This window comes from Vibrio sp. KUL80 (assembly GCF_059725495.1).
In genome coordinates this window covers 3,049,438-3,062,599 of sequence record NZ_AP045841.1, presented here as the reverse complement: position 1 = coordinate 3,062,599, position 13,162 = coordinate 3,049,438, and the positions used below count along the sequence as shown (strand labels likewise).

The window sequence follows — 13,162 nt, the reverse complement described above, 5'->3', positions numbered from 1 at the left end:
AGCGAAAGCTCCTTAAGTGTAAATTTAATTAACGGGTTATTATTAGCATGAAAACTTTCGTTGCTAAACCAGAAACTGTAAAACGCGACTGGTACGTTGTAGACGCTGAAGGTAAAACTCTTGGCCGTCTAGCAAGTGAAATTGCATCTCGCCTACGTGGCAAACACAAAGCTGAATACACTCCGCACACTGACACTGGTGATTACATCATCGTTGTTAACGCTGAGAAAGTTACTGTAACTGGTAACAAGGCTAAGAACAAAGTTTACTACCGTCACTCTGAGTTCCCAGGCGGCCTAAAATCAATCACTTTTGAAAAGCTGATCGATCGTAAGCCTGAAATGGCTCTTGAGCTAGCGGTTAAAGGTATGCTACCACGTGGTCCTCTAGGCCGTGCTATGTACCGTAAGCTTAAAGTTTACGCTGGCGCTGAGCACAACCATGTTGCTCAACAACCACAAGTACTAGACATCTAATCGGGGATTTCGAAAATGGCAGAGAATCAATACTACGGCACTGGCCGTCGCAAAAGCTCAGCTGCTCGTGTTTTCATCAAACCAGGCACTGGCAATATCGTAGTTAACAAGCGTGAACTAGAAACTTACTTCGGTCGCGAAACTTCTTGCATGGTAGTTCGTCAGCCTCTTGAGCTAACTGAACTAACTGAGAAGCTAGACCTATTCGTTACTGTAAAAGGTGGCGGTATTTCTGGTCAAGCAGGTGCTATCCGTCACGGTATCACTCGCGCGCTAATGGAATACGATGAGACTCTACGTCCTGCTCTACGTGCAGCTGGCTACGTTACGCGTGACGCTCGTTGCGTTGAACGTAAGAAAGTTGGTCTACGTAAAGCACGTCGTCGTCCACAGTTCTCTAAGCGTTAATTTTCTCCTTACCGGGAAAATTATGCTTTCCAGTTTTATGCTGGAACGTGGAATCAAAAAGCTCAGCTTCGGCTGGGCTTTTTTGTATTTATACGTCCAATAACCTCATTAAATTCAGAAACTCTGATCTTCACTCTCTCCTTTTCCCTCCTTTTGTGAACTAGCAAGCGATTTCCTGCTATAGATGTTACGAAAAGGTAGCTTTATCTTGTCAAAAAGTAGGGTTTTCTTTATCATTTGCTATCAAATAAATACAACTAAAATTCGTATTTTGTTAGCCATGCTCTACTGGTCGGAATCGATGTCTGAGCAGACTCAAGTAGCCAAAATAATTAGTACTATTGGCTCGTTCAATTTGAAGGAAAATAGCCCAAGGAATGGTTCCCCAATGGGTTATTCCATCTAAAAGAGCAACTTGGATTCGCTCAGTGTTGACCCAAAGGAGCAAATGGGAGAAATGTTGGATGAGCAATGCGCCTTTAAATAACGGTCGCAGGCGTTTCCTTACTGCGACAACTGCGGTTGTCGGTGGTTTGGGAGCAGCTGCAGTCGCCGTTCCTTTTATTAAATCTTGGAACCCAAGTGCCAAAGCAAAAGCTGCTGGTGCCCCTGTTGAAGTGGACGTCAGCAAGCTTGAAGAAGGTCAAATGGTTCGTGTTGAATGGCAGGGTAAGCCGGTATGGGTTGTGCGTCGCGCGCAATCTGTTGTGGACAACCTAAGCAACCTTGCCAATCAGCTACGTGACCCAGACTCCGCTGAAGAACAACAGCCAGAGTATGCACAAAACGTGTACCGCTCCATTAAACCGGAGTACTTTGTTGCCGTTGGTTTCTGTACCCACCTAGGTTGTTCGCCTACCTATCTTGCTGATTCCTTTAGTGAACAAGTCCAAGGTGTGAAGTCTGGTTTCTTCTGCCCGTGTCATGGTTCTAAGTTTGATATGGCTGGTCGTGTTTTCCAAAACGTACCAGCGCCACTCAACCTTGTCATTCCTAAACACATGTACTTGAGCGATACCAGAATCCTTATTGGTGTTGATGAGGGGGATGCATAATGCAAGTGTTACTTGATTGGGTAGAAAAACGTCTACCCGCGATGAATGCTTATAAAAAGCATCTATCCGAATACCCAATGCCAAAAAACTTCAACTTTTGGTATCTGTTTGGCTCACTAGCCATGCTAGTGCTGGTTAACCAAATCCTAACGGGTATTTGGCTAACAATGAACTACGTACCTTCTGGCGAAGGTGCATTTGCCTCTGTTGAATACATCATGCGTGATGTGGAATACGGATGGCTACTCCGCTATATGCACTCAACGGGCGCCTCGGCCTTCTTCGTTGTTGTCTACCTTCACATGTTCCGTGGTCTTATCTACGGTTCTTACCAGAAGCCGCGTGAGCTGCTGTGGGTATTCGGCATGCTGATCTTCCTTGTGTTGATGGCAGAAGCATTTATGGGATACCTACTACCTTGGGGACAAATGTCTTACTGGGGTGCACAGGTAATCATCTCGCTCTTTGGTGCTATTCCCGTTATCGGTGATGACCTAACGCTTTGGATCCGTGGTGATTACATTATCTCTGGTGCAACGCTTAACCGCTTCTTCGCGCTTCACGTGATTGCTCTGCCAATCGTGCTGCTACTTCTTGTTGTCTTGCACGTACTCGCTCTACACGAAGTAGGCTCAAACAACCCTGATGGTATTGAGACTAAGCTTCCTAAAGGCAGCATGGGCGACGACTACAAGACGCAGTTCAAGTTCCACGATTACTACAGTAAGAAATACGACATCATTGATTCGATTCCTTTCCATCCTTACGGTACGGTGAAAGATCTTGTTGGTGTGGCTGGCTTCTTCTTCCTGTTCTGTTATGTGTTGTTCTTTAACCCAGAGATGGGCGGTTACTTCCTTGAGCCACCTAACTTTGAAGCAGCGAACCCGCTGAAGACCCCTGAGCACATTGCTCCGGTATGGTACTTCACGCCGTTCTACGCGATTCTGCGTGCGGTTCCGGACAAGCTATTGGGTGTGGTAGCAATGGGTCTATCGATTGTGTTCCTATTCCTACTTCCTTGGTTCGATCGCTGTAAAGTTCGCTCTTATCGCTACAGAAGTAAGATTCACCTAATCAACATCATCCAGTTCACCATTAGCTTTATTGCTTTGGGTATCCTTGGTGCGCTACCAGCGACGCCGACGTACACGCTACTGGCTCAGATCTTCAGTTTAGGTTACTTCATGTTCTTCGTTCTGCTGTTCTTCTACAGTAAAAATGAGAACACCAAGCCATTGCCAGAGAGGGTGACATTCAAATGAAAAAGTGGATTGTAGTACTTTTCGCATTGCTGCCATCTCTAGCACTAGCGGCTGGTGGCAATGTAAATCTTGATAAAGCAAACAATGATTTGACGGACAAAGCGTCGCTTCAAAACGGTGCCAAGCTGTTTATGAACTACTGCTTTGCATGTCACTCGACGCAGTATCAACGCTATGAGCGTGTGGCGACTGACTTGGGTATCCCGGTTGATCTTGCAAAAGAGAACCTAGTGTTCGACCCAGAAGCTAAGATCGGTGATTTGATGGTTAACTCTATGCCTCAGAAACAAGCAGCGGCTTGGTTTGGTGCAGCGCCACCGGATCTAACCTTGGTTGCTCGTGTTCGCGGCGTAGACTGGCTATACACATACCTACGTACTTTCTATGTCGACCCAAGTCGTCCGTTTGGCGTGAACAACACCACCTTCCCGAATGTGGGTATGCCGCATGTTCTTGAAGAGCTGCAAGGTATCCCGACACCAATCTTCGAGACTAAGATCGTTGATGGTGAGGAAGTACAAGTGATTGTTGGCACTCAAACCGATGGTCGTGGTGAGCTGAGCTCAAGTGAGTATGACGATGCAGTACGCGACCTCGTCAACTTCCTTGAATACTCAGGTGACCCAGTGAAGCTTGAGCGCCATGCGCTAGGTTGGTGGGTGATGGCGTTCCTAGTCATCTTTACTATCGTCGTTGTGCTGCTTAAGAAAGAGTATTGGCGCGATGTTCACTAATTGTGCTATCATAGCGCGTTAATTCCAATTTGTTCACAATGGAGGCACAGCCTCCATTGTTTTTTGTAAGTATCCCGGAGGGCTCCATGGCTGTAGCTGCCAATAAACGTTCTGTGATGACTCTTTTTTCCAGTGCTACTGATTTATATAGCCACCAGGTTCGAATCGTTCTAGCGGAAAAAGGGGTTAGTGTTGAAGTCGAGTTAGTGGATGATGTAAACATCCCAGCTGAGCTTGCTGAACTAAACCCATACAAGACAGTGCCAACTTTGGTCGATCGTGAGCTAGCCCTTTACGATTCTAAGATCATCATGGAATACCTTGATGAGCGTTTCCCGCATCCACCGCTAATGCCAGTATACCCTGTAGCTCGTGGTAACAGCCGCCTGATGATTTATCGTATTGAGCGTAACTGGTACTCACTTGCTGAGAAAGTAATGAAAGGCTCTGCTGAAGAAGCAGAAGCGGCTCGCAATAAACTTCGCAATGACCTACTGACTCTAGCACCTATTTTTGCTGAGTATGAGTACTTCATGAGCGAAGAGTTTAGCCTAATTGATTGCTACCTAGCACCACTATTGTGGCGTCTACCTGAAATGGGTATCGAGCTAGTTGGTCCTGGCTCAAAAGAGATCAAAGTGTACATGAACCGTGTATTTGAACGTGATTCATTCCTAGCTTCTCTAACAGAAGCTGAGCGTGAGATGCGTTTGGTTCGCTAGTCCTTATAGGTTTCTCCTGAGACGATGGATATTGAAAAAATGACACCTCGCCGACCATATATGCTTCGTGCATTTTATGATTGGCTTGTTGAAAATGATCTAACACCGCATATTGTTGTTGATGCAAACATGCCGGGTGTTCGAGTTCCTTTGGAGTTTGTCCAAGATGGTCAGATCATTCTTAACATTGCTCCTAGAGCGGTTGGACAACTGGAACTGGGCAACGAAGCGATTACGTTTCACGCTCGTTTTGGTGGCAAACCGCACTCAGTGATTGCTCCGCTGTACTCTGTACAAGCTATCTATGCTCGTGAAAACGGTGCTGGAACTATGTTTGAGCCTGAAGATGCTTATCTTTCTATTGAAGAAGAAGACATCTCTCAGCCGGAAGTGACAACAGGCTTGTCTGTTGCCGCTGAGACGGAACAGCCAGAGCAAACCAATGAAGAGCCTAACGGAGACGATGAACCGCCTAAACCAAAAGGGCGACCAAGTCTTCGAGTAGTCAAATAACAAAAAGCCGCATTTAATATGCGGCTTAATTATATGGTCCGCCTCACTCTTAAGCCCCTACGCTTAGAGTAGGCTCTCAGAACGAGGTGAACCATATGTCTACCATCCACATTTTAGGTATCGATTTAGGTAAGCACTGCTTTCATGCAGTAGGTAATAATTATTCTGGCAAGGAAGTTATTCGCCGTAAGTTTAATCGAAGCCAACTCCTGCGTTTCTTATCCTCACTCGAACACACAACGATTGCTTTCGAAGCCTGCGGTGGTGCTCACTGGCTCGCAAGAAAGTGCCAAGCCTTTGGGCATCGAGTTCGTCTCATCCCACCTCAATATGTAAAGCCTTACGTCAAAGGCAATAAGAATGACTTCATCGACGCAGCTGCGATAGCCGAAGCCGCCAGTCGACCAACCATGAGATTTGTCTCGGTTAAATCAGAAGAAGCTCAAGTTATTTCTGCTATTCATCGTGTACGAGAAGGCTATGTGAAAGAACGAACCGCATGTATGAGTCGTATTGGTGCATTGCTACTCGAATTTGGACTCAGCTTCCCTAGAGGGCATGCGAAGATGAAAACACTGTTTCAATGGTTAGCGGAACAAGATGTTGAATTGCCACAAAGTCTTATTGCTGAACTTCTCTCGATTCATGAACACTACAAGTACTTAAATGACCGAGTCTCTGAGCAAGACCAAAAGTTGAAAAGCATCGCTATAAGTAATGAAAGCGCAGAGTTGCTGAAGACCATCCCAGGGGTCGGTGATTTAACGGCAACGTTGTGCGTAGCGAACATCAGTTCCGCTTCTAATTTCGATGGAGGGCGAGAGATGGCAGCATGGCTTGGGTTAGTTCCTAGACAATTCTCAACAGGGGGAAAGTCTAAGCTGTTAGGCATGAGTAAACGAGGGAATAAACACCTAAGGACTCTATTTATTCATGGCGCTCGGGCCGTACTTTCTAGGATAGAAACAACAGGAAAGGTGTTTGGAGATTGGTTAGTGAATCTTCGAGCAACGAAACCTTTTAATGTGGTTTTAGTAGCACTTGCCAACAAGCTGGCGAGAATAGCTTGGGTGGTGTTGTATCACCGCCAAGCTTTTCAGGCTGCATAGCCATAACCAAGTTTGCAACGCCAATGAACGTGATGACAAAAACGGTCAATCGGCCAGATTAGTAACCTGTCACAAAAAATAGCATTTAATGCTTTCGGCTTTTTTTAAGGATAATCTGGCGCGGATATCATCGTGGAGCGGGGAAGTTAGTGTTCCCAACGTGGACTCCGAATACATAGCGCAAACCAACTCCGTTATTACTAAATTGTAGTTGCAATAACGGGGCGGACCATACATTTTAATGCGTAACAAGGGTACACCTTCCTCGCTATCCTACCTTGAGTTGATCTCTTCTTTATTCTGAGACGTGTAAAAGACGTGCCACTGTATTAGACTTTAGTCTAATGCTGATTAAAACTTGACCATCTTAGTGTAATCAGTAAACTAGGCATCTTGGAGAAAGGTCACACTTTTTAGTACACATTTTTCCCTTCCTCTAGAATGGAATTCTGCTTTGATTGGACAAGATCATCTTGTATGTCAATGAGTTAGGTGATAGAGGTTTGTTATGTACAATCACTTTTTGGTAAGGCTTACCATCGGCGCATTAGTCGTTTTGGGTATTAAGTTGAGCGCATTATACTTTTTGCCTATGGTGCTGCTACTCAACACACATCACAAAGAATTCTTTGGATGGTAAAAATCGGGGCTAGCCCCGATTTTTTTATTTCATTTCAATCTCATTTACTGTTGATTCGATATCCTTCATCATATCGGAGAGGTATTGAGTAAGCTGCTGACGAGCGCCGTCTAGGTCTTTGTCGAGTGTCAGCTTCATCATCTTTTCGTGCTCTTCAAGATTAAATAGCTCAGCAAATGGCTTAGGCGAGTGGCTTAATGAAACGCGACGGTAGCGCTTAACTTGGCGAATGATATCGTTGAAGAAATCGAGCATGTTCTTTGAAAAGCATCCACTAAGTAGTGAACTATAGAAAGCTTCTTGACGCTCTTCCCACTCAACCCAATTAAAGTTATCACCTTGGAATTTGAATCGAGATAGCTTGTGGAACTCGGTTAGGATCTCTAGCTCCCAGCCTTCATTTCCTTGCTGAATAGACTTCTCAAGCAGCACAGAAGACACCACCTTAAGACTCTCATAAAGATCATATAACTCCAGTTTCGAGATTGGAGCGACCCAGCAGCCTTTTTGCGGCTCAAGCTTGACGTATTTAATCCAAGAAAGCTGTATGAGTGCTTCTCTTATCGGAGAGGCTCCGACGTTATACTTTTCTTTAAGCTCTGCTACTACCAGTTTTTGGTTTGGCTTAAGTTCTCCAGAAAGAATGTCCTGACAGATCAATTTTGCGACCTTGTCTGTCAATGTTGGGCTAGACACGATGCACCTCATAACTTTAAAAACAATAGTTGGAAAACTATGGCGGTATGCCATGTTGTAAACCTGTTTTTGATAGTACAGCGTGTTGAAAAAATGGGCAAGGCAATTATAAAAAAAAGAGGGCCGAAGCCCTAATGCTTGTAAGTTAAGAAGCATCTAACACCTTTTAGAAGGTCTAGTCGCATAGCGACTGGGCCTTCTTTTTACTGCTCTTGGATAGCTTCTATCCCGCCTTTCTGGCAACGTAAAACTCTCAGCCATATCTAGGATATAGTTCATCACCTCCGGGATTCTTCCGGGTGCGACGGCAGGAAGGAGTTGTAACTGTCCTATTAAGAACAACGAGGCTTGTTTAAAGCCTATCTGGTAAGGCATTACCTTATTTTGGTCGTAGGCCATTTGGCACATCAAGAACCGCAGTAGGTTATAGGCCAACAGCATACCCCACAGTTCTTGTTCTATTAACTCGGGCTTTTTACTTCTTAGGGTCAGGTTGTTTTGGAGCATATATTGTTTCATTTCTCGATAGCCCAACTCTATCTCCCATCGATGGCTATATAGCTCCGAGATGTCTTTTCCTGGGTAGCGTAAAGGGTCAGTCATCGAGGTCAACAACCGTACCTCTTTACCCTTAATAGTCTTAGTTATCAATCGAGCTTCCAGTGTTTCCGGTGCGTCGTGCCACTTTTTCCTAGCTTGAGGGGATAGCTTTAATTCGACCAACTCTTGCCCACGCCCTAATTTGCGGAGCATTGTGTATTGGGCCCCTTTACGCATTGGAATAAGCCAATGTCTGTCTACCCCTGTTGTTTGCCAGCGGTGTAATAGACCTAGAGCATAAAAACCTCTATCGAAGATAGTTAGGCTATGGTCGGGAGAGTGAACGATGAGCTCCGTAGTTAAGTCCACTTCGCTCTTTGATGTGGAGTCGAAAGATGCACTATTCAGAAGATGACTTGTCAGTTCCATATGGCAGACCATTCGAACCTGAGGGTATTCGGACGAGCATTTTTGATTCCGAGTTCGACTGAAGCGTTCGTCATTGTCTTTAGTATCAGGAGTTCGCCAGACTACACCGTCGACCGCATGCAGTGTTAAACCATGCCAGTCTGGATGGGGCGTTTTGTCATTCCAGAGCTTCTGCGTTTGAGTAAAAACCGATTTCATGACATCGGAGCCCAGCCTTTGTCTTGCTTGGATTACTGCACTCGGAGCAACAAATGGCTTCTTACCTGGGAGAAGAATATCCAGCTTCGAGACGACTTTCTCCATGGACAAATGGCGATACAAAGACATCCCAACAACACTCCAAACCATCATTTCCATTGGCAATCTTCGTCTACGAATAGTCGTAATCCCTGTATCTTCCAAACATTGGGAAATGAGTTCTGGCGAAAGCAGATCAGATAAACCCGAAAGTTGCTCTGCAGAGAATTGATGAACTTGGTTAAGAGCCTGTCTTAAAAACATAAAAAAATCCGAGTGCATTGAATACACTCGGATTTTGACACTTTGAATGGATCGTTCAACCGATCATTTAGTTGTTAACTGATCGGCATTAGGCCGAAGCCCTCTTTTTATAGATATTTTGTATAACTCGTCGGAATTATAGTACGTGAACAGATGCTGTGTTCGTTGTACCAGATGCTACTAGTGCACCAGAAACCATAACTACGATGTCGCCTTTCTTACCAAAACCAGATTCTAGAGCGTACTCTTTACCGTTTTTGTAGAATTCATCAGTGCTGTCGATTGAGTCAACAAGAACTGGACGAACACCTTTAGTAAGAACTAGCTGTGCAGCTGTCTTAGCGTTAGTTGTTAGTGCAACGATGCTTGCTGTTGGGAAGTATTTACGTACAGAACGTGCAGACTTACCACCTTCAGTAGCAACGATGATTAGTGGAGCAGCTAGCTTCTCAGCTGTGTCTACTGCACCTTTACATACTGCTTCAGTGATACGTAGACGTGGGCTGTCTAGACGAGAACCTAGTTCAGCTTTTAGTGCGCCGTCAGTACGGTTAGCGATTTGAGCCATGATAGTTACCGCTTCAACAGGGTATTTACCTTTCGCTGTTTCGCCAGAAAGCATTACTGCATCTGTACCGTCCATGATTGCGTTTGCAACGTCACCCGCTTCTGCACGAGTTGGACGTGGGTTTTGAATCATAGAGTCAAGCATTTGAGTTGCAGTGATAACTGTCTTACGAGCACGGTTACACTTCTCAATCATCATCTTCTGAGCGAAGATTACTTCTTCAGCTGGGATTTCAACACCAAGGTCGCCACGAGCAACCATGATACCGTCAGAAAGCTCTAGGATCTCGTCGAAGTTATCAACGCCTTCTTGGTTTTCGATCTTAGAGATGATGTGGATGCTCTCGCCGCCGTTTGCGTCAAGAAGGTCACGGATTTCTTTAACGTCTGCAGCTTTACGGATGAAAGAAGCAGCAACGAAGTCAACGCCTTGCTCACAACCAAATTTCAGGTCAGCTTTGTCTTTTTCAGAAAGCGCTGGAAGCTGTACAGAAACGCCTGGTAGGTTAACACCTTTGTTCTCACCTAGAGCACCGTTGTTAAGAACTTTACACTTAACTTCAGTTTCAGTTGTTGAGATAACTTCCATTTCGATTAGGCCGTCGTCTACTAGGATAGTGTTACCAGCAGATAGGTCTTTAGCGAAACCTAGGTAAGTTACCGCTACAACGTCCTTGTTACCAACTACAGAAGCGTCAGTAGTGAAAGTAAATTCTTGACCAGCTACTAGATCAACGTCATTGCCGCCTTCTAGTTTGATAGTACGAATTTCTGGACCTTTAGTGTCTAGAAGAATTGCTAGTTGCTTGCCAACGTTTGCCATTACTTCACGGAAGTTAGAGATGCGGTTCGCGTGCTCTTCGAAGTTACCGTGAGAGAAGTTTAGGCGCATCACGTTCATGCCTGCGTTTACTAGCTCAGTCAGTTTCTCTACAGACTCAGTTTTAGGGCCGATCGTACATACGATTTTGGTCTTTTTCATGGAAGATACTCTCCGAGTAAATATAATTGCAATTTGAAAGTTAGTATTAGTCTCTCTAGAAGGCTAGGGATGCCCACAAATAATTCACATGAGCTATCAATCTTTTCTCTAGTTTCGCTTCTTCTAGAAATGAAAGTCTTTCATCAAGTTTAGTCATTTTATGACTGATTGAGGCGCTTTCTAGGCCACTTTTTTGGGCTCTCACTAAGATAATTCAGTAAGATTACAAAAAAATAACCACTAATTCTGTAATTTATTTTCTTTTCGGGCACGAATTCTACCACCGAATTGATCGGATTTCACTGTGCATAACTTGTTTTAGAGCAAGGTTTCGGCGCTTAAGATTTAATTTTTGGATCAAAATAAATAAACCGGATGAATCGACACCATTTGGTAACTTTTTTTCAAAATGGTTACCAATACGGTACAGAATCCTGTCCATTGAAGAGGCTCATTGCTGGTGATATTGTGTACTCAGTATGGCTGTTTACTGTTCAAAAAGAGCCAGTTGGAATCGTGAGGTGTAGTAAAATATGGCTTCAAACCGCATCAAATGTGTGATTTTTGATTGTGACGGCACGCTAATCGATAGCGAACGTTTATGTATACAGGCAATCGTCGAAGTACTAGAGAGCGTTGGCGTTAATGTTGATTATGAGAAGGTGAAAGATCAGTTCCAAGGGGTAAAGCTTGAAAAGATCTTTGGCGAGCTTATCGCTGATAGCTCATTGCTTAGTGATGACAGCTTAACAGGACTTGTTCGCCATTATCGTCAGCGCTGTCAGGAGCTGTTCACTGAGAAGCTCACGGTCATCGATGGTGTTTATGAGGTTTTGGATGTGCTTAAAGCCAACAATATTGCCATATGCATAGCGTCAAATGCCCCTCACGAAAAGATGGCGTTTACCTTACCGCTGACAAAACTCGACCACTATTTCGAGGGTACGGTGTACAGCGCATTGGACGCCCATGCCTGGAAGCCAGATCCGAAACTTCTGCACTTCGTCATGGATAAAATGCAAGTGAGAGCAGAAGAGTGTCTATTTATTGATGACTCTCTTGTCGGTGTTCAAGCGGGCATAGGAGCACAAGTCACCACCTTGTATTTCTCACATGCAGAGCCTCATAAAAAGATTGAAGTCGATAGCCCTTACCTACACTACATCTCCGATATGAGGCAGTTACTAGCCTTTGTTCAATGAGCTTCAAAGCATAGGTTAGTTGTGCTTGTCTGGGCGATTGGCAGATTGGTTGAGTAACTGATTAGCGGCGAGTAATTTGCTACGCATGCTAACAACAGATGCATCCAGTATGTCGATAGCCCACAGCGGTAGCTTATCTGAGATGGAATAAAACGCCCATTGTCCTCGGCGTCTATCGCTAACTATCCCACAGTTTCGAAGTACGCCGAGCGCTCTAGAGATCTTTGGCTGAGATTCTTGCAATGCGTCGCACAACTCACCCACACTGAGCTCCACTTCGGTAAATATCATCAAGGTGATAAGAAGCCTTGTTTGATCGCTCAGACACTTATGAATCACCAGTGGGTCAAAATCTAAATCATTACTGTCACTGTGCACGGCGACAAACAGTTCGATTCGCTTGTACAGATCATATAAAGAGGCGTCAAAAGAAGTCTCCGATAAAGAGGTGGGAGAGGGGAGATCCCAAAACAGGCTCTCTTGGCTGTTTTCAAATACTCCGCATTCTTTGTGCGCTGATGAACATAGCGTGATGACATAGTCAAAATGCTGTCCGTCGAACTCTTCTACCGACTTTGAGCGCAGAGCCTCGCAATCAAAACCAGATTCTTTGAGTGTTGTTAACGTTCTATTGTCGACATGACTTGGATTGCTACCAGCGCTAAATGCTTGGTATTGATCCGCATAATCTCTGTTGACGATCGCCTCTGCGAGCTGCGAGCGTGCCGAGTTTCCTCTGCAAACAAAGAGTATTTTTTTTGTCATGGTGTCCTCATCAAATCGGCTTGTATTAGCGCACACGATATTATGAAAGCTTATCGGTGCGAATGAAAGCATTGTATCCCTCTGTTGCCTCTCAATCGTTTTAACCAGTATCGGCTATATTCAGTATGAAGCTTTTATGACACTTCAAAAAAGATCCTTGACTCGGCCATGATATTTTTTAATATATACGCATATCCATATATGAGTACTTAAAGATGCTTCCACATGAGTTTTTCAAATTGATGTCTGATGAAACCCGTATTCGAACCCTGCTTTGGGTGTCGGCCAACGGCTCGGTCTGTGTCAACGATCTGGTGGAGGCATTGGGAGAGAGCCAGCCTAAAGTATCGAGACATTTAGCTATGCTTAGACAAGCAGGTGTGCTCAAGGATACGAGGCAAGGGCAGCACGTCTTTTACAGCTTAGCTGAAGGATTGCCTGGTTGGCTCTATCGAACATTGAAAGGGCTTGAACAGTCGAACTGTTTGCAAAGTGCTTATCAATTAAACTTTAACGAGCTTGTGTCATCATCGAACGATGCTTAAAGCTTGACGGTAC

General features: G+C 44.7%; 14 protein-coding genes. 10 read left to right on the top strand and 4 right to left on the bottom strand.

What is annotated here, in order from left to right; genetic code table 11:
• Positions 1-47: 47 nt before the first annotated feature.
• From rplM to AC6I8U_RS13955, 8 genes are all read left to right on the top strand, one after another.
• Positions 48-476, top strand: coding sequence for a 50S ribosomal protein L13 (gene rplM, locus AC6I8U_RS13990; protein WP_234494550.1), 429 nt, complete (start codon positions 48-50; stop codon positions 474-476).
• Between the two features lie 15 nt (positions 477-491).
• On the top strand, positions 492-884 hold the full coding sequence (gene rpsI / locus AC6I8U_RS13985) for a 30S ribosomal protein S9 (protein ID WP_042475909.1): 393 nt from the start codon (positions 492-494) through the stop codon (positions 882-884).
• A 464-nt stretch (positions 885-1,348) separates the two neighbouring features.
• Positions 1,349-1,939 (top strand): ubiquinol-cytochrome c reductase iron-sulfur subunit, encoded by a 591-nt coding sequence (gene petA / locus AC6I8U_RS13980; RefSeq protein WP_234494549.1) that lies wholly within the window; start codon positions 1,349-1,351, stop codon positions 1,937-1,939.
• Positions 1,939-3,204, top strand: coding sequence for a cytochrome b (locus tag AC6I8U_RS13975; protein WP_042475912.1), 1,266 nt, complete (start codon positions 1,939-1,941; stop codon positions 3,202-3,204). Before petA ends, AC6I8U_RS13975 begins: the two co-directional genes overlap by 1 nt.
• Positions 3,201-3,938 (top strand): cytochrome c1, encoded by a 738-nt coding sequence (locus tag AC6I8U_RS13970; RefSeq protein ID WP_234494548.1) that lies wholly within the window; start codon positions 3,201-3,203, stop codon positions 3,936-3,938. The genes AC6I8U_RS13975 and AC6I8U_RS13970 overlap by 4 nt, the downstream gene beginning before the upstream one ends.
• Before the next feature lie 86 nt (positions 3,939-4,024).
• The gene (gene sspA / locus AC6I8U_RS13965) at positions 4,025-4,660 is read left to right on the top strand and encodes a stringent starvation protein SspA (protein ID WP_042475917.1); all 636 of its coding nucleotides are present in this window, start codon (positions 4,025-4,027) and stop codon (positions 4,658-4,660) included.
• A gap of 24 nt (positions 4,661-4,684) precedes the next feature.
• Entirely contained in the window at positions 4,685-5,173 is a 489-nt protein-coding gene (gene sspB, locus AC6I8U_RS13960; protein ID WP_234494547.1) for a ClpXP protease specificity-enhancing factor, read from the top strand.
• Between the two features lie 95 nt (positions 5,174-5,268).
• On the top strand, positions 5,269-6,282 hold the full coding sequence (locus AC6I8U_RS13955) for an IS110 family RNA-guided transposase (RefSeq protein ID WP_498017198.1): 1,014 nt from the start codon (positions 5,269-5,271) through the stop codon (positions 6,280-6,282).
• A gap of 664 nt (positions 6,283-6,946) precedes the next feature.
• On the opposite strand, the gene AC6I8U_RS13950 is transcribed toward AC6I8U_RS13955, so the two are convergent.
• The 3 genes from AC6I8U_RS13950 to pykF form a co-directional block, all read right to left on the bottom strand.
• The gene (locus AC6I8U_RS13950; protein ID WP_498018367.1) at positions 6,947-7,630 is read right to left on the bottom strand and encodes a GntR family transcriptional regulator; all 684 of its coding nucleotides are present in this window, start codon (positions 7,628-7,630) and stop codon (positions 6,947-6,949) included.
• A gap of 144 nt (positions 7,631-7,774) precedes the next feature.
• The gene (locus AC6I8U_RS13945) at positions 7,775-9,088 is read right to left on the bottom strand and encodes an IS4 family transposase (protein ID WP_498017197.1); all 1,314 of its coding nucleotides are present in this window, start codon (positions 9,086-9,088) and stop codon (positions 7,775-7,777) included.
• 136 nt (positions 9,089-9,224) lie between these two features.
• Positions 9,225-10,637, bottom strand: coding sequence for a pyruvate kinase PykF (gene pykF, locus AC6I8U_RS13940; RefSeq protein ID WP_042475922.1), 1,413 nt, complete (start codon positions 10,635-10,637; stop codon positions 9,225-9,227).
• A gap of 533 nt (positions 10,638-11,170) precedes the next feature.
• Between pykF and AC6I8U_RS13935 the strand changes: the two genes are divergently transcribed.
• Positions 11,171-11,839, top strand: a complete 669-nt coding sequence (locus AC6I8U_RS13935) for an HAD-IA family hydrolase (RefSeq protein WP_498017196.1) — start codon at positions 11,171-11,173, stop codon at positions 11,837-11,839.
• A 15-nt stretch (positions 11,840-11,854) separates the two neighbouring features.
• Here the strand turns inward: AC6I8U_RS13935 and AC6I8U_RS13930 are convergent, their stop codons facing one another.
• Positions 11,855-12,604, bottom strand: a complete 750-nt coding sequence (locus tag AC6I8U_RS13930) for a metalloregulator ArsR/SmtB family transcription factor (protein WP_498017195.1) — start codon at positions 12,602-12,604, stop codon at positions 11,855-11,857.
• 215 nt (positions 12,605-12,819) lie between these two features.
• Between AC6I8U_RS13930 and AC6I8U_RS13925 the strand changes: the two genes are divergently transcribed.
• A complete protein-coding gene (locus tag AC6I8U_RS13925; RefSeq protein WP_128647956.1) occupies positions 12,820-13,149 on the top strand; it encodes a metalloregulator ArsR/SmtB family transcription factor in 330 nt (109 codons plus the stop codon).
• The last annotated feature ends 13 nt before the right edge of the window (positions 13,150-13,162 follow it).